This window comes from Neobacillus niacini (assembly GCF_019749295.1).
GTDB lineage: Bacteria > Bacillota > Bacilli > Bacillales > Cytobacillaceae > Neobacillus > Neobacillus niacini_D.
The window spans coordinates 243,852-264,458 of record NZ_JACWFG010000008.1; the positions used below are offsets into that span (position 1 = coordinate 243,852).

22 protein-coding genes and 1 other annotated feature are annotated in these 20,607 nt (G+C 41.2%); of the genes, 19 read left to right on the forward strand and 3 right to left on the reverse strand.

Annotated features, from left to right (window positions below):
* The first annotated feature begins 12 nt into the window (after positions 1-12).
* The 8 genes from H0184_RS12720 to pheA all read left to right on the forward strand — a co-directional run bounded on the left by H0184_RS12720 (position 13) and on the right by pheA (position 6,094).
* Positions 13-1,473: an Rne/Rng family ribonuclease gene (locus H0184_RS12720; protein WP_221825503.1), complete on the forward strand. Its 1,461-nt coding sequence runs from the start codon at positions 13-15 to the stop codon at positions 1,471-1,473.
* Between the two features lie 48 nt (positions 1,474-1,521).
* Positions 1,522-1,603, forward strand: a sequence feature (ribosomal protein L21 leader region).
* A gap of 12 nt (positions 1,604-1,615) precedes the next feature.
* Positions 1,616-1,924: a 50S ribosomal protein L21 gene (gene rplU, locus H0184_RS12725; RefSeq protein WP_045523405.1), complete on the forward strand. Its 309-nt coding sequence runs from the start codon at positions 1,616-1,618 to the stop codon at positions 1,922-1,924.
* 14 nt (positions 1,925-1,938) lie between these two features.
* Positions 1,939-2,268, forward strand: a complete 330-nt coding sequence (locus H0184_RS12730) for a ribosomal-processing cysteine protease Prp (protein WP_221825506.1) — start codon at positions 1,939-1,941, stop codon at positions 2,266-2,268.
* Positions 2,269-2,280: 12 nt separating this feature from the next.
* On the forward strand, positions 2,281-2,574 hold the full coding sequence (rpmA, locus tag H0184_RS12735; protein ID WP_045523401.1) for a 50S ribosomal protein L27: 294 nt from the start codon (positions 2,281-2,283) through the stop codon (positions 2,572-2,574).
* A gap of 214 nt (positions 2,575-2,788) precedes the next feature.
* Positions 2,789-3,319, forward strand: a complete 531-nt coding sequence (locus H0184_RS12740) for a Spo0B C-terminal domain-containing protein (protein WP_221825517.1) — start codon at positions 2,789-2,791, stop codon at positions 3,317-3,319.
* A 44-nt stretch (positions 3,320-3,363) separates the two neighbouring features.
* Complete coding sequence (obgE, locus tag H0184_RS12745; RefSeq protein WP_221825529.1) at positions 3,364-4,653, forward strand: GTPase ObgE; 1,290 nt, start codon at positions 3,364-3,366, stop codon at positions 4,651-4,653.
* Positions 4,654-4,735: 82 nt separating this feature from the next.
* Complete coding sequence (locus tag H0184_RS12750) at positions 4,736-5,191, forward strand: ACT domain-containing protein (RefSeq protein ID WP_221825531.1); 456 nt, start codon at positions 4,736-4,738, stop codon at positions 5,189-5,191.
* A 54-nt stretch (positions 5,192-5,245) separates the two neighbouring features.
* The gene (gene pheA, locus H0184_RS12755) at positions 5,246-6,094 is read left to right on the forward strand and encodes a prephenate dehydratase (protein WP_221825541.1); all 849 of its coding nucleotides are present in this window, start codon (positions 5,246-5,248) and stop codon (positions 6,092-6,094) included.
* A 146-nt stretch (positions 6,095-6,240) separates the two neighbouring features.
* Here pheA and H0184_RS12760 read toward each other — a convergent pair whose 3' ends face one another.
* Genes H0184_RS12760 through H0184_RS12770 form a run of 3 tightly spaced genes read right to left on the reverse strand, consistent with a single transcriptional unit; the run spans position 6,241 to position 8,221 of the window.
* Positions 6,241-6,471 (reverse strand): hypothetical protein, encoded by a 231-nt coding sequence (locus H0184_RS12760; protein ID WP_221825543.1) that lies wholly within the window; start codon positions 6,469-6,471, stop codon positions 6,241-6,243.
* Positions 6,472-6,509: 38 nt separating this feature from the next.
* Complete coding sequence (locus tag H0184_RS12765) at positions 6,510-7,049, reverse strand: transcription repressor NadR (RefSeq protein ID WP_221825556.1); 540 nt, start codon at positions 7,047-7,049, stop codon at positions 6,510-6,512.
* A 41-nt stretch (positions 7,050-7,090) separates the two neighbouring features.
* A complete protein-coding gene (locus tag H0184_RS12770; RefSeq protein WP_221825559.1) occupies positions 7,091-8,221 on the reverse strand; it encodes an IscS subfamily cysteine desulfurase in 1,131 nt (376 codons plus the stop codon).
* Between the two features lie 124 nt (positions 8,222-8,345).
* Here H0184_RS12770 and nadB point away from each other — a divergent pair, with 124 nt between their 5' ends.
* The 11 genes from nadB (at position 8,346) to H0184_RS12825 (ending at position 20,601) form a co-directional block, all read left to right on the forward strand.
* Entirely contained in the window at positions 8,346-9,923 is a 1,578-nt protein-coding gene (nadB, locus tag H0184_RS12775; protein ID WP_221825562.1) for an L-aspartate oxidase, read from the forward strand.
* Positions 9,892-10,740 (forward strand): carboxylating nicotinate-nucleotide diphosphorylase, encoded by an 849-nt coding sequence (gene nadC, locus H0184_RS12780; RefSeq protein ID WP_221825570.1) that lies wholly within the window; start codon positions 9,892-9,894, stop codon positions 10,738-10,740. Before nadB ends, nadC begins: the two co-directional genes overlap by 32 nt.
* A 1-nt stretch (position 10,741) precedes the next feature.
* A complete protein-coding gene (gene nadA / locus H0184_RS12785; RefSeq protein WP_221825572.1) occupies positions 10,742-11,839 on the forward strand; it encodes a quinolinate synthase NadA in 1,098 nt (365 codons plus the stop codon).
* 161 nt (positions 11,840-12,000) lie between these two features.
* Positions 12,001-14,061 carry a SafA/ExsA family spore coat assembly protein gene (gene safA, locus H0184_RS12790; protein ID WP_221825579.1) on the forward strand — a complete coding sequence of 687 codons (2,061 nt, stop codon included), beginning with the start codon at positions 12,001-12,003 and terminating at the stop codon, positions 14,059-14,061.
* Positions 14,045-15,025: an aminoglycoside phosphotransferase family protein gene (locus tag H0184_RS12795; RefSeq protein ID WP_260631547.1), complete on the forward strand. Its 981-nt coding sequence runs from the start codon at positions 14,045-14,047 to the stop codon at positions 15,023-15,025. The genes safA and H0184_RS12795 overlap by 17 nt, the downstream gene beginning before the upstream one ends.
* 103 nt (positions 15,026-15,128) lie before the next feature.
* Entirely contained in the window at positions 15,129-15,830 is a 702-nt protein-coding gene (locus H0184_RS12800) for a YhcN/YlaJ family sporulation lipoprotein (protein ID WP_221825584.1), read from the forward strand.
* A 138-nt stretch (positions 15,831-15,968) separates the two neighbouring features.
* Positions 15,969-16,520 carry a BofC C-terminal domain-containing protein gene (locus tag H0184_RS12805; RefSeq protein ID WP_221825586.1) on the forward strand — a complete coding sequence of 184 codons (552 nt, stop codon included), beginning with the start codon at positions 15,969-15,971 and terminating at the stop codon, positions 16,518-16,520.
* Between the two features lie 753 nt (positions 16,521-17,273).
* Positions 17,274-17,996: an SDR family NAD(P)-dependent oxidoreductase gene (locus H0184_RS12810; RefSeq protein ID WP_221825588.1), complete on the forward strand. Its 723-nt coding sequence runs from the start codon at positions 17,274-17,276 to the stop codon at positions 17,994-17,996.
* Positions 17,993-19,024, forward strand: a complete 1,032-nt coding sequence (locus H0184_RS12815; RefSeq protein ID WP_260631548.1) for an S-adenosylmethionine:tRNA ribosyltransferase-isomerase — start codon at positions 17,993-17,995, stop codon at positions 19,022-19,024. The genes H0184_RS12810 and H0184_RS12815 overlap by 4 nt, the downstream gene beginning before the upstream one ends.
* Before the next feature lie 13 nt (positions 19,025-19,037).
* Positions 19,038-19,403: a VOC family protein gene (locus H0184_RS12820; RefSeq protein WP_221825592.1), complete on the forward strand. Its 366-nt coding sequence runs from the start codon at positions 19,038-19,040 to the stop codon at positions 19,401-19,403.
* 88 nt (positions 19,404-19,491) lie between these two features.
* Complete coding sequence (locus H0184_RS12825) at positions 19,492-20,601, forward strand: GAF domain-containing sensor histidine kinase (RefSeq protein WP_221825596.1); 1,110 nt, start codon at positions 19,492-19,494, stop codon at positions 20,599-20,601.
* Positions 20,602-20,607: the final 6 nt, after the last annotated feature.

The window sequence follows — 20,607 nt, forward strand, 5'->3', positions numbered from 1 at the left end:
GAGGATGCTGGTTTGGAAAAGTTAATTGTTAATGCAATATCAAGAGAAAAGAGATTTGCTTTTGTTCGTGATCATACAGTTGAAGAAATTATTTTTGACCGGCCAGAGCAGCGATCTTTGGTCGGTAATATTTATTATGGGACCGTAACTAAGGTTTTGCCTGGTATGAATGCGGCATTTATCGATATAGGTGAGGAGAAAAACGCCTATTTACATCGCGATGTGCTCGCTTCATATGTTTTATCACCTGAACGGAATATTGATAAAGAGAAGAAAAGTGTATCGTCCTTTGTTCATCAGGGGGAGAAGTTAGTTGTACAAGTCGATAAGGACCCGACAGGAGTTAAAGGTGCCAGAGTGACAGGTATTATCGAGATCCCCGGAGACAACTTTATTTATATGCCGCAAGGCCGCTATGTGGCAGTCTCTAAAAAGATTGTAGAAGAAAAGGAAACTCTCCGCAGTACTGGCATGAAACTGAAAAGTGAAGAAGAAGGGTTAATTTTTCGAACATCAAGTACTTCCGCAACCCAGGGGGACATGGAGAATGAACTTAACAGTTTACGGAGCCAATATGCAGAATTACTAGAAAAGGCTGCATCTCTTAAAAAGCCAGGGATTCTCTATCAAAAAGATACATTTACACAATTAATTCTTGATTACATCACTGGAATGACATCTGGGGAAGTCATTATTGATGATCTTTCCTTAAAAAAATTAATACAATCAAAAAATCCTAGTCTAAATATTACCTATTATAATGGGAAAGAAAACATATTCGCGCACCATCGAATTGAGCATGAGATTGACAAAGCACTTAAGCGTATCGTCTGGCTCGATAATGGAGCTTATTTGATCTTTGATGAGACTGAGGCCCTAACCATTATCGACGTCAATACTGGAAAGTTTTCAGGCAAAAACGATTACCAGGATACTGTGGTGAAAACCAATACTTTAGCGGCTATCGAAATTGCTCGGCAATTGAAGCTTCGTGATATTGGCGGGATTGTCCTGATTGACTTTATTGATATGAAAAATGATAAGGACAGACGGTACATACAGGATACAATAGAGAAAGAGTTTCAGAAGGATAAAACAAGAACAAAAATCATCGGCTTTACTTCACTTGGAATTCTGCAGCTGACAAGGAAGAAAACAAAGGTCTCGCTTTCAGAAGCCCTTCAGGAGAAATGTCATGTTTGCGAAGGGACAGGAAGAATTTTAAGTGCAGAGACGATTGCATTCCGACTGGAGCGGGAATTGTTAGAACATAGGAATTCTGATGCAGAAGCGGTACTAATTGAAACTACCATAGAAGTAAGAGAGGCTATCGAACCACATCTTGGAATGGTCGAAGAATGGCTCAAGTTCAAAGTGTATTTTTTAATTCAGCCATCTGCTCATCATTACTATGTAATTAAACATTTCGGAAATCATGGCGAGATAGCGCAAAAAGCTGGCGAAACGTATTGACACTTTTGCCTATGCCATGATAGAATTATCGATGTTATGTTTGTAGCACCCGTGCTACAACCGCACGTAACAGGTATTAAGTCTGATGCTTTTGCATAAGCGCCTGTCTATGGCGAGTCTGAGTTTATAAGGAGGTGCAAGTATGTACGCAATTATCGAAACAGGTGGTAAGCAAATCAAAGTAGAAGCTGGTCAAGCTATCTACATCGAGAAGCTTAACGCTGAAGCTGGAGAAACAGTTACATTTGATAAGGTTCTTTTCGTTGGCGGTGAAAATGTAAAAGTAGGAAGCCCATTAGTGGCAGGTGCTACTGTTACAGCTAAAGTTGAAAAACAAGGTCGCGCTAAGAAAATCATCGTTTTCAAATACAAAGCGAAGAAAAACAACCGTAAAAAGCAAGGTCATCGTCAGCCATACACTAAAGTTGTGATCGAAGCGATCAACGCGTAAGGTGTTGGAAATAGATGATATCTATTACAATTAATCGTTCTGAGTCCGAATTCATTCAATCATTTATAATAAGTGGTCATGCATTCTTCGCTGATAGGGGAAAGGATATCGTCTGTGCAGGCGCATCCGCAGTATCCATTGGCGCAATCAATGGTGTACATGCCTTAACCGGTGTCACACCAGAAATTGAACAGGGAGATGGCTTTCTCCGCTGTGTTATTCCAGATAAACTTTCGGAAGACATAAATGAGAAAGTTCAGCTTCTTCTAGAAGGTATGATTGTCTCATTGCAGACGATTGAAGAAGAGTACGGAGAACACATAAAAATAACCTTCAAAAAGTAGGAGGTGGAATACATGTTATTAAAATTAGATCTTCAGTTGTTTGCATCTAAAAAGGGAGTAGGTTCTACAAAGAACGGACGTGACTCTATCGCGAAGCGCCTTGGTGCTAAGCGTGCAGATGGTCAATTCGTAACTGGTGGTTCAATCCTTTACCGTCAACGCGGTACAAAGATTTATCCAGGTGAAAACGTAGGCCGTGGAGGAGACGACACTCTTTTTGCAAAAATCGACGGTGTTGTTAAATTCGAACGCTTTGGTCGTGACCGTAAAAAAGTGAGCGTTTATCCAACAGCTCAAGAAGCGTAAGCTTTCAGTGAAAACTCTAACCTGATTGGTTAGGGTTTTCTTTTTTAACTTGAAAGGAAAAAATATCCAATTAAAAAACTCCAATTTGATCTCCCAAATTAGCCTCATAATACCTCAATTGGAAAACATTCGCGCAAAATTGCTTACTCATCTGAACTTTTTTGATATACTAACAGAAAATAGTTTTTTCGACACTTAAGCTAGGAGTGCGATTATGGACAAAGAATGGGATATCGTTGAAGTGCTGCGGCACTCACGGCATGATTGGCTGAATAGGCTGCAGCTAATCAAAGGGAACTTGGATTTAAATAGAATTGATCGGGCGAAAGCATATATAAATGAAATTGTCATCGAAGCACAGCATGAATCAAGGCTGTCGAACTTACATTTGCCAATATTTGCCTCATTACTTTATAAATCAAATTGGGAGAATCATTTATTTCAACTTGAATATGAGGTTCTTAGCGATTTAGAAGCAGTGGAAATAAATGATGAAATTCTGTCTAATTGGACAACATCCTTCTTTATTTGCTTAGATCAGGGTATTGAAGCCTTTCAAGAAAATCATCTTTCAATAACAATTCAACCGCAATCAGATGGAGTTCGTTTCTTTTTTGATTTTAGCGGAATAATAATAAAAAAAGAACTGATTGAACAATTCCTGAACTCCTCTGAAATACAGTGTGCAGTCAAGGAATTCTCAGAAAGCGAATTAGGATTAGAAATCTTTATGCCTGCTGTATAAGGATAAGATTCTAATTTGCCATCAGTCAAATCAGGAGGATTCACATGTTTGTCGATCAAACGAAGATATACGTAAAAGGCGGAGACGGCGGTAATGGAATGGTCGCGTTTCGCCGTGAAAAATATGTTCCAATGGGTGGACCTGCTGGCGGAGACGGCGGTAAAGGTGCCGATGTAGTGTTTGAAGTAAATGAAGGCTTGCGTACCTTAATGGATTTCCGTTACCAGCGCCATTGGAAAGCTCCGCGCGGTGAGCATGGCATGTCCAAGAATCAACACGGCAAAAACGCCAAGGATATGATTGTTAAGGTACCACCAGGCACAGTCGTTATGGATGCAGAAACGAAAGAAGTGATTGCTGACCTTGTTGAGAATGGCCAGCGTGCAGTCATTGCTAAGGGGGGACGTGGAGGAAGAGGGAATTCCCGTTTTGCTACTCCATCCAATCCAGCGCCAGAGTTAGCCGAAAATGGTGAACCAGGTCAAGAGCGTGATGTTATCCTTGAATTAAAGCTTCTTGCAGACGTTGGTCTTGTCGGTTTCCCAAGCGTTGGGAAATCAACATTATTATCAGTCGTTTCTTCAGCAAAACCAAAGATTGCTGAATATCATTTTACTACGATTGTTCCAAACCTTGGGATGGTTGAAACTGAAGATAACAGAAGTTTTGTTATGGCAGACCTGCCAGGTTTAATTGAGGGTGCAAGTGAAGGTGTAGGACTTGGCCATCAATTTTTACGACATATTGAACGAACACGGGTTATCGTGCATGTCATTGATATGGCTGCAACAGAAGGACGCGATCCTTATGAGGATTATCTGACAATCAATAAAGAGCTGGAAGAGTATAATCTTCGCTTAACAGAGCGTCCGCAAATCATTGTTGCTAATAAAATGGACATGCCGGATGCGGAAGAAAATCTGGAGAAATTTAAAGAACGACTTGAAGAAGATTTCCCGATTTTCCCAATTTCTGCTTTATCAAGAAAAGGTTTACGTGAGCTATTATTTGCGATTGCAGATAAAATTGAGCAAACCCCTGAATTCCCTCTTGAGCATGAAGAAGAGGAAACAGGAGTTAACCGTGTTCTCTACAAACATGAGGCAGATCCGGAAGCCTTCTATATTACAAGAGATCCTGATGGTTCATTTGTGATTTCAGGTGAAAAGGTTGAAAAACTGTTTAAGATGACCAACTTCCAAACTGAAGAATCTGTTCGCCGTTTTTCAAGACAGCTTCGTGGTTTAGGTGTGGATGATGCATTACGCCAAAAAGGTGCAAAAGATGGGGATACCGTCAAATTATTAGATTTTGAATTTGAATTTGTTGAGTAGGGAACAAAGGGGACTTTGAGAAATTTAGCTGAGGCGCCCCAGTTAGGCGCCTTTAGCTTTTTCTAATCAGGTGGGGATAGAGATGAAAAATGAAAAATTCGATAAGAAATTTTATTTAATAAGAGAAGATGTCTTGCCTGAAGCCATGAAGAAAACTTTAGATGTAAAAGAAATGCTTGAGAGGGGCAAGGCGGAGTCTATTTGGGATGCGGTTCAAAAGGTCGATTTAAGTAGAAGTGCCTATTATAAATATAGGGATACTATTTTCCCATTTTCCACGATAGTGAAGGAACGCTTAGTCACACTCTTTTTTCATCTAGAAGATCGTTCTGGCACATTGTCAAAGCTTCTTGGTGTAGTAGCCTCTTCCGGGTGTAATGTGTTAACGATCCATCAAACCATTCCTCTGCAGGGAAGGGCAAATGTTACACTCTCGCTAAATACCACCGAGATTTCAACAGATATAGATGAACTACTCTCAGAATTACGCAAACTTGAATTTGTTGAAAAAGTAGAAGTGCTTGGTACAGGCGCTTAGATTTGCCCATTTTAGCAGTAGAGAGAGATTTTTTGTTAGGGAGTGTGTGAAATCATGAAAATTGGTTTTTTAGGACCAAAGGCAACCTTTACCGAATTAGCGGTAAAAAAGGTTTTTCCGGGATTTGAGCTTGAGCCTTACCGGACCATTCCTGAATCCATGGATGCCGTTGTTAGTGAAAAGGTCGAACTTGCAGTTGTTCCAATCGAAAATACACTCGAAGGAACCGTTAATATTACAGTAGATTACTTAACCCACGTGGTCCAATTACCGATTGTCGGTGAGATTACCATTCCGATCAAGCAGCATCTAATGGTTCACCCTGATAATCGAGAAAATTGGCAGAATGTTCAGAAGGTGTACAGTCACTCCCATGCGATTGCCCAATGCCATAAATTCTTACATACTAAGTTACATGGGATTCCTTATGAAAATGTCAGCTCCACGGCTGCAGCTGCTAAGATGGTCATGGACCATCCAGAATTGAATATCGCTGCGATTGCAAATGAATTAGCAGCTGAAGAATATGGTTTAAGTATTGTTCATCATGATATTCATGATTTCAATCATAACCACACCCGCTTTTTCGTGTTATCAGAAAAGGAACTGGATTTTGAGGAAATTAGCGGTTCCAGCCACTATAAAACAACGTTGATGGTCACACTTCCAACGGATAAAGCAGGAACGCTGCATATGGTCCTATCTGCTTTTGCTTGGCGAAAAATAAATCTATCAAAGATTGAATCTAGACCGATGAAAACAGGAATTGGCAATTACTTTTTCATCATAGATCTGGAAATGAAACTGGATGAGGTCTTGATTCCAGGCGCCATGGCTGAGCTTGAGGCACTAGGGTGCGGAGTCACTTTACTGGGAAGCTATCCATCCAAAATGATCGAGTAAAGGAAAGTACCGGGCTGCTGCTTCGGTACTTTTTTGCGTTTAAGTGGCAGGTGTTTCTGTGCTGGAGTGGTGATTGTGACCCAAATCATGGGTGGTCTAGATTTTGGATCATTGAGGATGTGATTGTAACCCAAATCCCTCGCATCCTAAATTTCCGGTAACAATAAGGTCGTGATTGTTACCCAAATGCCGGAAAGTCTAGACTTTGGGTAACAATGAGGGTGTGATTGTGACCCAAATCCTTGGTGGCCAAGATTTTGGGTCACAATGAAGATAAGATTGTGCACGAAATCCTGGCTGTCCTGAATTTTAGGTAACAATGATTGTGCCCGGATTCCGGCATGACCATGACCCACGGTGACAATGTCTATCAACACAAAAATATCCCCCCACAGATAGGGAGGATTAAGTATGATTAATATTCAATCAAAAAGCCAGCTTCTTTTAAAGCTTCCTCGGCTTTGTCTAAGGTTTGCACAGTGGGTGCAGCAATCGTATGAAGATGGATGCCGCCTGTTAATTCAGATAATAAAGTCGCTTTAGTAGTAAGAATATTATCCATGAACTGCTTGACCTCTTGGCGGTTGGATACCATGATGGACGCTGTTAAATCGCCGTAAACGGCATGCTCAACTTTTACATCTTTTACTAAGACCCCATGATCCACGAGTAAATTCAACTCTTTTACCGTGTCATCCGGTGTGTGTCTGCAGGCAATTGTCCGCTCAAATGTGGGCGCTCCTGTGTTTTGCTTAAAATATAAATAGCCTTGGCTTGTTGCGATGATCGGCTCATCCCGTGCTTTAAGGAGCGTGATATCCCCGACAATGACCTGTCTGCTTACATTCGTTCGTGATGCTAACTCGCTTCCTGTAAGCGGTACTGGGCTGTCCTTAAGGAGCTGGAGAATCAGAGCTCTCCTCTCATCGCCTAATATCTTTTTTTGCTCAGCCATAGTTACCTCCTAGATGTTCCTATTCCTATATTCTAGCATAGTTATGATTTAAATTTATTTACGATATCTACAATAGTTTCCCCAAGCCTTATTACATCTTCCCTATTGGTTGTTGCTCCAAACGAGATCCGGATAAATTCTTTTGCCTCATGTGGGTTTAACCCTAAAGCCTGTGTCACTTTTGCCGGTGATTGCATGCCAATTTGACAGGCGCTGCCGGTTGAAATCGCGAATCCATACCGGTTACATTCTAACATCATCCATTGGCCTTCTATACCGGAAATCCGCATCCCAATAATGGAAGGTAACTGTGATACTGACCCCGCTTGGTGGATTCGTACAAATTCCTTAATAGGCTCAAGCGACTCCATAAAAGCTTCGCGAAGCTCTCTATAATTATCGTAATTTTGTTCCAACTCGTCATTTATTTTTTGAGCGGCCGTAGTCATTGCCGCAATACCAGGGACGTTTACAGTTCCGAATCTAAAACCTTTCTCATGTGAACCACCTGGAAAAAATGGTCTCCACGAAATAGCAGGATTGACATAAACACCGCCAACCCCTTTTGGGCCATAAATTTTATGGCCGGAAAAAGTAAAACTGCTGACAAGTTGAGTAAGATTTCGCACATCAATTTTTCCAAAAGATTGAACAAAATCGCTGTGAAAATGAATGTTTTGCTCCATACAGATACGTGCTATTTCTTCAATGTGTTGAATGGTACCTATTTCAGAATTAACATGCTGTACGGTTACTAAAACCGTCTCAGGTGTAATGGCACGCTGCATCTCTACTACATCGATGAGACCAAAAGAATTAAAAGGTAAAAAAGTAATTTTGTACCCCTCTAGACGATTTAGAACTCCATGGATAGAAGAATGCTCGGCCACCCCAGCAATGATGTGCTTTCCTGATTTTTTAGGTGCAGATAAAAGTGCTTCAAGTGCTAAAAAATTTCCCTCGGAACCTCCGCTTGTAAAATACAATCCCTTTTTATTAATACCTAAAAGATTTGCCAGCTCTTCACGGCAGTTTTCAAGTAAATCCTGTGACTGTCCCCCAATATCATGGAGGGAGCTGGAGTTCCCAAAATACTCAGTTGAAGCCTGGACAAACACCTCTGCAGCTTCTGGATCTAACGGCGTGGTAGCAGCAAAATCAAAATATATCATAGTAATCTCCAATACTAGTATTTTCAGAACATTGATAGCAAGCTATGAAAAAATTTTCTTGTATTTAGTTTAAATCTATGTAAATATATATGTCAAGACACCTGTTAATCCAGGAGGAGTCAATATGACAACAAATGATGATGTATTAATTATAGGAAGTGGGATTGCTGCACTGCAGTTAGCCACGCTTATTAATAAGGATTTAAATGTGAGAATACTCACAAAAGGGGAAATTAGAACTGCCAATTCTTATTTAGCGCAAGGCGGTATTGCGGCGGCAATTGGTGAAGAGGATCACCCAAGTAAACATATTGCGGATACGCTTGAGGCGGGAAGATATCACAATAATCTAGAAGCGGTCAAGGAAATCATTCACTCTGCACCTGGGTTAATTAAGTTCATTTCTGAACAAGGATCTGTTTTTGATAAAAATCAAAACGGTGAATTGCTTTTAGGAATGGAAGGGGCACATAGTGAAAAGCGCATTGTTCATGGCGGCGGAGACGCAACAGGAAAAAATATGATTGAGTTTCTTATCAGCACACTGAAGGAAAATGTCACCATAGATGAAAATGTTTTTGCCTATGAATTACTTTTAAATAACGAGAAGCACTGCATTGGTGTAAAAGCAAAAGCGCAGGATGGAACGATAAAGAACTATTACAGCAAAAATACGATTATAGCAACAGGCGGATGCGGCCAATTGTTCACCTATACCTCCAATGCCCCGACGGTCAGCGGCGATGGAATCGCTATGGCATATCGGGCCGGAGCAGAGATTGTTGATATGGAGTTTATTCAATTCCATCCAACCCTTTTATATCTAAATGGTGAAACAAAAGGGTTAATTTCAGAAGCTGTTCGCGGAGAAGGTGCCATCCTAGTTACCGAAGACGGAAAACCTATTATGGAAGGTGTACATCCACAAAAGGACCTCGCACCAAGGCATGTTGTTTCACAGAAAATCTATGAATATCTCAAAAATGGCTTTCAAGTATTTTTAGATATTAGTAATGTAGAAAACTTTCAGGATCGTTTCCCTTCTATCACCTCGATATGCGAGGTAAATGGACTGCAATTTTCCCAGGGGAGAATCCCTGTTGCTCCCGGCAGTCATTTTTTAATGGGAGGAATCAAAACGGACTTAACAGGACGGACTTCGATAAACGGACTATATGCAATTGGTGAAGCTGCCTGCACAGGATTACATGGAGCGAATCGGTTGGCAAGCAATTCTTTATTAGAAGGTTTATATATGGGTGAAAGGTTATCCTCGTGGTTAAATGAAGCTGCGTATGATAACACACCTGGGAATGAAATTCGTATTCCGGTTATTCCACAAGAAAAAGTGTTCTTACCAGAGATACAAGAAATACGGGATTGTATGATGGAGCGCGTTGGAATTGTCCGCGATGCTGTTAATCTTCAAAAGCAAAAAGCTTGGTTAAACAGATTTAATGTCGACCAAGCCTATAACCTAGACGTTTATTCGTTTGAAGAGTTAACAAAGATTTTTATGATAATTACCGCAAATCTAATTACTGAATCTGCTTTGAAACGGACCGAGAGCCGCGGCGGTCATTATCGAAGTGATTACCCAGTAGAAGATAATCAACATTGGTTAAATAAAAACATTATTCATAAAAATAGCCAGGGAATGGAGAGTAACCATGAACACATTAAAACTGCGCTTGCTACTTGAGCAATTTTTTATAGAAGATATTGGGGAACAGGATATTACATCCGATTTAATTTTTCCAAATGATACAAAAGGGGAAATTGTCTTTCTCTCGAAGGATAATGGAATCTTCTCCGGCGAAGAAATTATTAAAACGGGTTTTAAGCTTTTAAATCAGGACATAGAAACGCGGGTTTTTGTGAAGGACGGTCAAAGGATTGAATATGGCCAAAAACTTGCAACGGCTTCGGGGAAAATCTCTGATTTGCTTAAAGGGGAAAGAGTTGTACTGAACTTAGTTCAAAGAATGAGCGGGATTGCGACCCTTACTAGAAAAGCGGTTGATACGCTTGATAGCGGCCATACCAAAATTTGCGATACGCGAAAAACAACGCCAGGATTAAGAATGCTTGAAAAGTATGCTGTTACCACTGGTGGAGGCTACAATCATCGCTTCGGCTTATATGATGGAATCATGATTAAGGATAATCATATTTCATTTGCAGGTTCTATTTCGCATGCTGTTGAAACGGTACGGGCAAAGGCTGGTCATATGGTGAAGGTGGAAGTAGAAGTTGAAACACAAGAACAGGTGAAGGAAGCTGTCAGCGCTGGTGCCGATGTTATTATGTTTGATAACCGGACACCAGATGAAATTAGAGAATTAATTAAATTAGTTCCAAAAGGATTCATAACAGAAGCCTCAGGCGGCATCCAATTGACGAATTTAGCTGGTTATCGTGATACCGGTGTTGACTATATTTCACTCGGATTCTTAACACATTCATATAAAGCACTTGATATCAGCGTCAAAGTCCTATGGAGCAAAGGGGAGGAATAAGATGAGTATTTTAGCGACAATGCAAAAAAATAAGATGATTCCTGAAAAATACAAACAAATGTCGAAGGAAGAGTTAGAAGCTAGAGTCATTGAAGTGAAAAATAAATTAGGCTCTAAACTTTTCATTCCTGGACATCATTACCAAAAAGATGAAGTAGTCCAGTTTGCGGATGCAACAGGTGATTCTCTACAACTTGCACAATTATCCGCTCAAAATACTGAAGCAGAATACATTGTATTCTGTGGTGTTCACTTTATGGCGGAAACAGCTGATATTCTCACAAATGAGAACCAAAAGGTTATTCTCCCAGACATGCGGGCAGGCTGCTCCATGGCAGATATGGCAGACTTAGACCAGACTGAAAAGGCATGGGGAATTTTGCAGGAAATCTTTGGTGACACCATTCTTCCGTTAACCTATGTTAACTCCACTGCGGCGATTAAATCTTTTGTGGGTGCTAATGGCGGTGCAAGTGTAACCTCCTCCAACGCAAAGACCATGGTAAAATGGGCATTCACCCAGAAAGAACGGATTTTGTTTTTACCAGATCAGCATTTAGGCCGTAATACGGCGTTTGACTTAGGTATTGGTTTAGATGAAATGGCAGTTTGGAACCCTATTAATAACAAACTTGAATACGAAGGCGATCCTTTAAAAATAAAAGTCATCCTTTGGAAAGGTCACTGCTCTGTTCATGAGAACTTTACGGTTGGGAATGTCCATGAAACACGCAGTCAATATCCTAATATGACAATCATCGTTCACCCTGAGTGCCGCCGTGAAGTCGTGGAATTATCTGATATGGCTGGTTCAACAAGTTATATTATTAATGCGATTGAAAAGGCGGCGCCTGGTACTGAGTGGGCGATTGGAACTGAAATGAATCTAGTTAATCGTTTAATAAAGGATAACCCAGATAAAAAAATTATTTCATTAAACCCGCAAATGTGTCCTTGTCTGACGATGAATCGAATCGACCTTCCGCACTTAGTGTGGAGCTTGGATACACTGGAAAATACAAATAATACTATTAAAGTTCCTGCTGATATCGCAGAAAATGCGAAATTAGCACTTGAACGTATGTTAAAAAACGCATAAAAATAGTGTAGATGCGATTTTTCGAAATTGCATCTATTTTTTATTTTCATACGTCGGACTCATAATTCTCCGAAAAAAAGCATAAGTTTTTCTGAAGAATGTTAGCACTTTGCCTATCATCACATAGAATATATGGACTTATGCATAGGAGGGAAATCAGAGTGAAGATCCATATCGTACAGAAAGGGGATACTCTTTGGAAAATCGCCAAGAAGTACGGCGTGAATTTTGAAGAGCTGAAAAAGATGAATTCACAGCTCAGCAACCCTGATATGATTATGCCCGGTATGAAAATAAAAGTCCCAACAACAGGTGGAAATATAAAAAAAGAAGCGCCTATGGGAACAAAGCCGGGGGCCACAATCAACTTAGGCTCAAAGAAAGAAATGCCGATTGCTGAGCAACCGATTACCAAAGAGAAACCAAAAGAAATGCCGATTAAACCAGCTCCAAAAAAGGAAGCGCCAATTAAAGAGGTTCCAAAAGCAAAGCCAGTACCAATTCCAGTACCAATCCCGGTTCCAGTTAAAGAAAAACCTGTAAAAGAGATCCCTGTTAAAGAAGTGCCTTTGAAAGAAGTGCCTGTAAAAACACCAATAAAAGAACCAGTTATGGAAACACCTAAAACACCCTACACTCCAAAAATGCCCCTGCAAATCATCCCAGAAATTGATATAAACAACTATTATATGAACAATATGGAGGTGAAAATGCCTCAGCTGCCGCCTAAACCAACCAATATACTTCCTGAAATAAAAGAACCGATAAAAGAACCAATAAAAGAAAATCCAGTTATGCCTGTCCAAGAAGCACCAATCTCTAACCAGCTTCCTGTACAACAGCAAATGCCGCAAGATTATTGTGTACCAGTTTCACCAATCATGCCAGGATCAGGGTTTTGTCCGCCGCCGCCAAAATGGTGCCCGCCGCCGCCTTGTCCTCCTGTAGGATTTATGCCATTTCCACAGGTTCAAGGAGCTGCAATGCACCCTATGTCAAACATGCTGCCTAATCAACCTGGAACAATGCCAGGTGTGGCAGGTGCGGAATTTATGATGCATGGTTATGATGATGAGTCTTCATCCTTTATGCCGCAATTACCGATGGGAAGCCAAATGCCAATGGGCGGGCAGATGCCAATGGGCGGTCAAATGCCAATGGGCGGCCAAATGCCAATGGGCGGTCAAATGCCAATGGGCGGTCAAATGCCAATGGGCGGCCAAATGCCGATGGGCGGCCAGATGCCAATGGGCGGCCAGATGCCAATGGGCGGGCAGATGCCAATGGGCGGGCAGATGCCAATGGGCGGTCAAATGCCAATGGGCGGCCAAATGCCGATGGGCGGGCAGATGCCAATGGGCGGTCAAATGCCAATGGGCGGCCAAATGCCGATGGGAAGCCAAATGCCAGGAATGGGACAAATGCCAGGAATGGATCAAATGCCAGCAGAATTTGAACAACAAAATCAAATGCCTTATTTTGATGATGAAAGCCCAGAAGATGTGCCATTTGGCTCACCAGCAGCAACAAGTCAAGGATGGTTCGATCCGCAGACACAGGGTATGCAAGGAATGAGTGCACCAATGATGAATCCGGGCTTCGGTCAGCCAGGAATGGGAGGACAGATGGGACCAGGCTTCGGTCAGCCAGGAATGGGAGGACCAATGGGACCAGAATTTGGCCAACCAGGAATGGGAGGACCAATGGGACCAGGATTTGGCCAACCAGGAATGGGAGGACAGATGGGACCAGGCTTCGGTCAGCCAGGAATGGGAGGACCAATGGGACCAGGATTTGGCCAGCCAGGAATGGGAGGACAGATGGGACCAGACTTTGGCCAACCGGGAATGGGTGCACCATATGGTCAAATGCCTTTTGGTTACCCTCAAATGGGGCCATCTCAGCAAGTAATGGGAGCACAAGACTTTGAGTCACCTGATATGGGAATGCCTTTTGGAGGCGGTCAAATGCCATCAATGCAACAGCAATTTCCTGCACAAGGCGGCTTACCAACTAGTTCCGGTGGAGACTGTGGGTGCGGCGGGCCAAAACCACTAGCAATGCCGCAGCAGCCATTTGTGCCGCCGACACCTCCTATCTATAGCGCACCATATACAGGACCAGCAAATGTTGCACAGCCTCCGTATATGAACCCTTATGGAATGGGTCCTATGGATGGAATGATGCGATACGAAGATGAAAGCAATGAGTATGACTTTTAAACAAAAAGGAGACGATGATTATTTCATTCGTCTCCTCTCTTATTTACGCTCCCAGTTCAAAGAAAACATTATTGAAATGGTGCCGTTTCGAAAAAGTGTTATCTTAATAAAAACAGATAATAATACCTATATGCTAAAAGGGTTTCATACTAACAAACGGCTTAAGCTTCAGGAGGCATTTACAGCAACACTCAGGAAAGAAGGATTTTCAAAAACTTATCTATTTGTCCATCCAGTCATAAAAGAACCGCTTTTTTTTGAAGGAACATATTTTGGATGTATGGAATATATTCCGCCAAATAAAAACTCATTTTCATTTAAATCACAGAAAAACCGGCAGGAGGGTCTTGAGCTATTAGAGCAATTCCATCTGGCCACCTCGTCCTTCGAATCACGTTATCGTACACTGATTCCCAAAGGGATAATCATTGAAAAGTGGAAGGACAGAGGAAAGATATTTTCCTCAAATTTGTCATTTTTAAAATATTTTATTAATGAAAAAATTTTAGAAGAACTGACTAATTGGGCTAACTGGTCACTTACAGGGATGGAAAACGACCGCTCCCTTTTTATCAATGAACCCTATTGTATTCTTCATGGGGATGTAGCCCATCATAATTTTTTGCGCGATACAAAAGGAGTACTCCATCTCATTGATTTTGATTTAATTAGTATTGGTCCTGCATGCTTAGATTATTTACAGTATGCTAATCGAATTCTTCCAAGTCTGGATTGGTCATTTGATCAGCTTTCTCGCTATTCACAATACGAAAATTTATTGGATGAAAAGGCATTTCTACATGCTTTAGCCTTTCCGGCAGATATTTTTCGTGAATGGAATCGGCTGATTCGTGAAGGAACGTATCGAGATCAAAGCAAGTATAATCAGATTATGGACTTAACCATTGGACAATTTTACTCACGAAAAAAATTCATTGATACTTTAAAATTGCTGACAAAATAACTATTATGGTCTATTCTGGCAGAATGAAAACCCCTCAAAGGTCACAACCTAACGATGAGCATATATTTTCTATGCTCATGATCCTAGCGAGGGGGTTTTTCGCTTGAACTTGAAACAGTGGATGATTCCTCTGTCCGCCCTATTAGCCGTGGGGCTGTCAGGCTGCGCAAATGATGACCGTGCTGCTATGGACAAAGATCACAAAAATATGGGGCAGCCTGTGGGTTACTATTCGGATGAAAATCATAAAAACGGCTCCAATGGAATGCCTGGTGATAATGATGGTCCGTTTACTGAATTAATGGATCACAACCTTGGAGTGGAAAACCAGATAAATAATGAAGAGCACAGGAAGCAGCTTCGTAAAAGAGATGGAAATGGGAACCCGCCAAACCCGACAAAACCGCTCGCAAACCATGACCATAATTTCTTCCAAAGAGACAATCAATTCAGCACCAGTGATGCAAATTATCATGGTCATTTAAACCAAAGGCTTGGGAATACAGGTACTACCACGAAACCAGAATCTCAGGATCGAGTAACGGAAAGAATTAAAAGTAAGGTAGCTGACGTTGAAAATGTGCAGGAAGTCCGCTCCGTTACTTACGGTAACTCTGTTATGGTATCCGTTAAATTAGAAAATAATAAAAGAGCTAAGGAAACACAAAGAGCGATTCAAAATGCGGTTAAGGCATATGCAAATGGGAGATCTGTTCAAGTTATGATTGATGATGGTGCACTTGGCCGTGAAGGTAACAGAAACAATGATTCCCAGCTGTTAGAACCGAATAGCCGTAAACACTAACTAATAAATAGTTGAAGAGACAAGGCCGAAAAATGGCTTTGTCTCTTTTTGATTTTTTCTAAAAGGATAAAAAGGGAAAAAAAGGCTAAACTAGTAGTGAAAAAGAATTAAATCTCTAATACTAAGAGGTGATTATGCATGAGGTTCAATTGGGTAGCACAGTATCGGCTTGGTTTAGCCTTTGTTGCGGTTATTCTCTTCATGTCTATCGGAAGTCTGCCAGGAATGCTGTTAACTGGCTCTGCTGAAAAAATGGAAAACCATCAAGAACAGCAAAAGTCGGAACCTCAGCAAATGACAGTCATTTTGGAAAGAATCTATCTTGATGGAGAAATAAGTGAGGAAGTAGTCCTCGATTCATATTGGTCTATTGAAAACTTCTGGGCAAAGTATGATCAATGGCAATTGGTTGATATGGATGAGACAACAATGGTATTTCGAAAACAAATGGATGATATTTCACCATTACTCAAAGCGAATGGTTATTTTGGCATTACTGAAGATGGCGTGTTAACGATATTCAATGGCCGCCCAGACCGTTCACGAATCATTCAATCCTTTTTTCAGATAGATGTAAGAAAGCTTGAAAGCAAAAAACAAGAAGAGCTCATACAAGGCATTCCTATAAAAACAAAAGACCGGTATGTAGAAGTACTGGAAACGTTTAAACCTTATTCGAAGCGGGAATGACCGGTGCATGAGGCTCGTTTTAGCGGGTATGAAAAGAATTTGGGCTTCATGACTCCTTTATGAGGCTCATTTTGGCGAATATGGAAATGGTTTGGGCTTCATGACTGGCTCATGAGGCTCGTTTAAGCGAGTAGGAAAAGAATTTGGGCTTCATAAACGTTGCATGAGGCCAATTTTTGCGTGTGTGAAAAGGATTTGGGCTTCATGACTGGCTCATGAGGCTCGTTTTAGCGAGTATGAAAAGGATTTGGGCTTCATGACTGGCTCATGAGGCTCGTTTTAGCGAGTATGAAAAGGATTTGGGCTTCATGACCGGTTCTTGAGGCTCATTTTAGCGAGTATGGAAAGGATTTGGGCTTCATGACTGGCTTATGAGGCCCATTTTTGCGTGTAAGAAAAGGATTTGGGCTTCATGAACCCTTCATGAGGCTCATTTTAGCGAGTATGGAAAGGATTTGGGCTTCATGAACCCTTCATGAGGCTCATTTTTGCGTATATGAAAAGAATTTGGGCTTCATGAACCCTTCATGAGGCCCATTTTTTGCGTGATGAAAAGAATTTGGGTTTCATGACCTTATCATGAGACCTATTTTGACATGTTCAAAAGGTTTTATGAGCTCCATAAAACTCCACATCTACAACTTTTCTCATCCTAAAGTTGTAGATAAAGTTCAAGCTTTTTTCGGAGGGAGGAATTTCCAAAATCCTTTAAGCTAAAGACATCAAGTAAAACACTTAAAGGAGCGATTACAAATGAAAAATAAAGTAGTTATGATTACAGGTGCATCTAAAGGGTTGGGCAGGGCATTAACACTTGCATTTGCCAAGGAGGGCGCCCGGTTGGCAATTTGTTCTAGAACATCAAAGGGCTTACTAGAAGTAAAGAAAGAAGCGGAGTTATTAGGTGCGGAGGTGCTCGCAGTTACAGCGGATATTTCATTATCAAGAGACGTAGAACGGTTTGTAGCGATGACTGAGGAAGCTTTTGGTCAAATTGATGTTCTGATAAACAATGCTTCGATTCTCGGGCCGAGTCCAATGCCGTTATTGCTCGACTATCCGGAAGAAGATTTTGCAGAAGTGCTGAGGGTCAATTCCATTTCGCCATTTCTCGTAACTAGAAGAGTGATTCCAGGTATGCTGCAGCGCAATCATGGCTCAATCATTAATGTTACCTCTGAAGCGGGGCATGTAGGATATGCAGGCTGGGGCGCATATGGAATCTCTAAATTTGCTGTTGAAGGTCTCACAGAAACGTGGGCAGATGAGCTTAGCGAAACGAACCTTCGAGTAAATATGGTCGATCCTGGGGAAATGGATACTGACATGCACAGACTAGCAGTTCCAGACTGTGATTATCCATTAGCAAAACCTGAAGATGTAATCAACGTGTTCTTGTATTTAGCATCCGAAAAGTCAGTTGGAATTACAGGTCAGCGTTTTGAGGCTCAAGAGTTTACAGGGGAGGGATTATGATGACAGCTACTGCCTTTGATTTCTATTTACCATCTGAGTTAAACGCGTCCCATCCGCCCGAAAGACGTGGAATCAGAAGAGATCATGTAAAGATGATGGTTCTAGACAAAAAAACAGGTCAAGTCAGCCATGATAAATTCTTTCGGCTCGCAGATTACCTTCAACCAGGGGATTTAGTCGTTATGAACAACAGTCGAACGGTCCCTGCGATCCTCCAAGCCACATTGTTAAGAAATACAAAAACAGTAAAACAAGAGGTCGAAATTCGGCTTGCGAGACGCCGAAATGAAGATACCTGGGATGTATTAATTGTGACAGAAGACGTGGGATTGGGGGATATCCTGCATTTCTCGCCAGATCTAACAGCAGTGGTCATTGATATAAGAAAAGGGTCACCATTAAAGACCATTCTTTTTTCCAAAAAAGGAACAGACCTATTTAACAGTATTTACGCACTCGGGGAACCAGTTCGCTACGAATATATCCATCACAAATGGGAGCTGGACTATTATCAAACGGTTTTTGCAAGCCACCCTGGCTCTGTTGAAATGCCATCAGCGGGTAGAGCCTTTAGCTGGGAGCTGTTGTTCATTCTACAGAAGAAAGGAATAGAACTTGATTTTATTCAGCTTCATACCGGACTTAGCTATCTATTAGATGACGACTATGAACCATCACCAACTGATAATTACGAAGAATATCATCTATCTGAAACAACGATTGAAAAAATCAAAAAAACAAAAGCTGCAGGTGGAAGGGTAATAGCTGTGGGGACAACAGTAGTTAGAGCACTAGAGAGTGCAGAAGTCACTGGTGAGTTAAATGGTGTGACCAATCTTTATATTAAACAAAACTTCCCGCTAAAAATGGTTGACGGCATTATAACAGGTTTTCATGAGCCAAAGGCAAGCCACCTCGATATGCTGACTGCATTCATCACTCAGGAAAAATTATGGAAAGCGTATGAAAAAGCAATTGACCAGCAGTACCTATGGCACGAATTTGGCGATATGAATTTAATTTTATAAAGGGGAACCTAGTATGCACTTTCACCATTTTGCTATTGAGGTAAAAGACTTGGAGACATCAACAGCCTTCTATCAAAAGTATCTGGGCCTCCATGAAGAAGTTAGACTGCAATTCAATAAAGAGAATATTGTTTTTTTAGCAAGGAATGAATTTCGGCTTGAGCTAATTTCTGGAGGACAGCAAAAGGTCTCCCAAGGTGTGCACATATGTTTCGAAGTCGACTCTGTTGAAGAAATAATGAAAAGCTTTAGAGAAGATAAAATCTTTGCTTCAGAAGGACCTTATAAGCTGCAAAATGGCTGGGAAACTGTTTTTTATGAAGGACCTGACAATGAAATAATCGAATATTTACAGGTAAGTCAGAAAGCTGGCCATTAATCGTCAGCTTTTTCCTGCTTGCCACAATGATGGTGATACGACTATGATTTATTTAATAGATACAGAGTTTTTGTGCGGAGGAGAGGACATGTCCAGGAATGAAGAAATTGGCATTTTAAAAGAAATTGCTGAACTCTTGAATGAAGGAACAGATTCCAAGACCGTTTTAGCGGGGGTATTAAAAAAACTTCTCCACCTGACCGGACTGCAAACAGGCTGGATTTTTTTAATAGATGAAAAGGGTGCACATCAACTGGCTGCAAAAGAGGCTTTGCCGCAGGCACTGGCTCATAACGATAACCAAAGAATGTGTAAAGGTGATTGCTGGTGTGTGAGTCGATACAACAGCGGTAAATTAAACAAGGCGGTCAACATTATCGAATGTCAGCGTATCGAGAATGTCATTCTTGAAAATGCAGGTGACACAGGCGGTTTGACCCATCATGCCACGGTGCCGTTAAGGGCTGGAAACGAGCGATTTGGATTGTTGAATGTTGGTTCACCAAATAAGACTCATTTTCAGAAAGACGAACTTGCACTGCTTGAGGCGGTAGCCTTTCAAATTGGAACAGCACTTAAGAGAATCAAATTAACGCAAAGAGAGCAGGAGACGGCTTTAATTTCTGAGAGAAATAGACTTGCAAGAGATCTGCATGATTCTGTGAATCAGTTGCTTTTCTCACTAAGCCTGACTGCTAGAGCGGGCAGAGAAATGACAGATAACGAAGAGGTCCAGCAAACCTTCTCCTATATACAAAATCTTGCCCAGGACGCACTCGGGGAGATGAGAGCGCTTATTTGGCAGTTAAAGCCACAAGGGCTGGAAAATGGAATCATTAGTGCATTAAGCAGCTATGCTGAAATGTTAGGTTTAACTATTGAGGTAAAACTTACGGGGATTTCGAGCTTTCCGGAAAAAGTGGAGGAAACACTGTGGAGAATTGGGCAGGAAGCGCTTGGAAATTGTAAAAAGCATTCACAAACAACAAATGTGTCACTATTTTTATACAGAAACAATGATTCCGTTACGATGACGATTCAAGACCTAGGATGTGGTTTCTACTATGATGAAAGTTTTGAACTGCCGTCGTTCGGATTAAAAAATATGAAGGCTAGAGCTGAAGCTTTAAATGGTACTTTTCTATTAAACAGCAAACCAGGAAGCGGAACAGAGATTGTGATACAAATTCCAATCTAGGGGGGG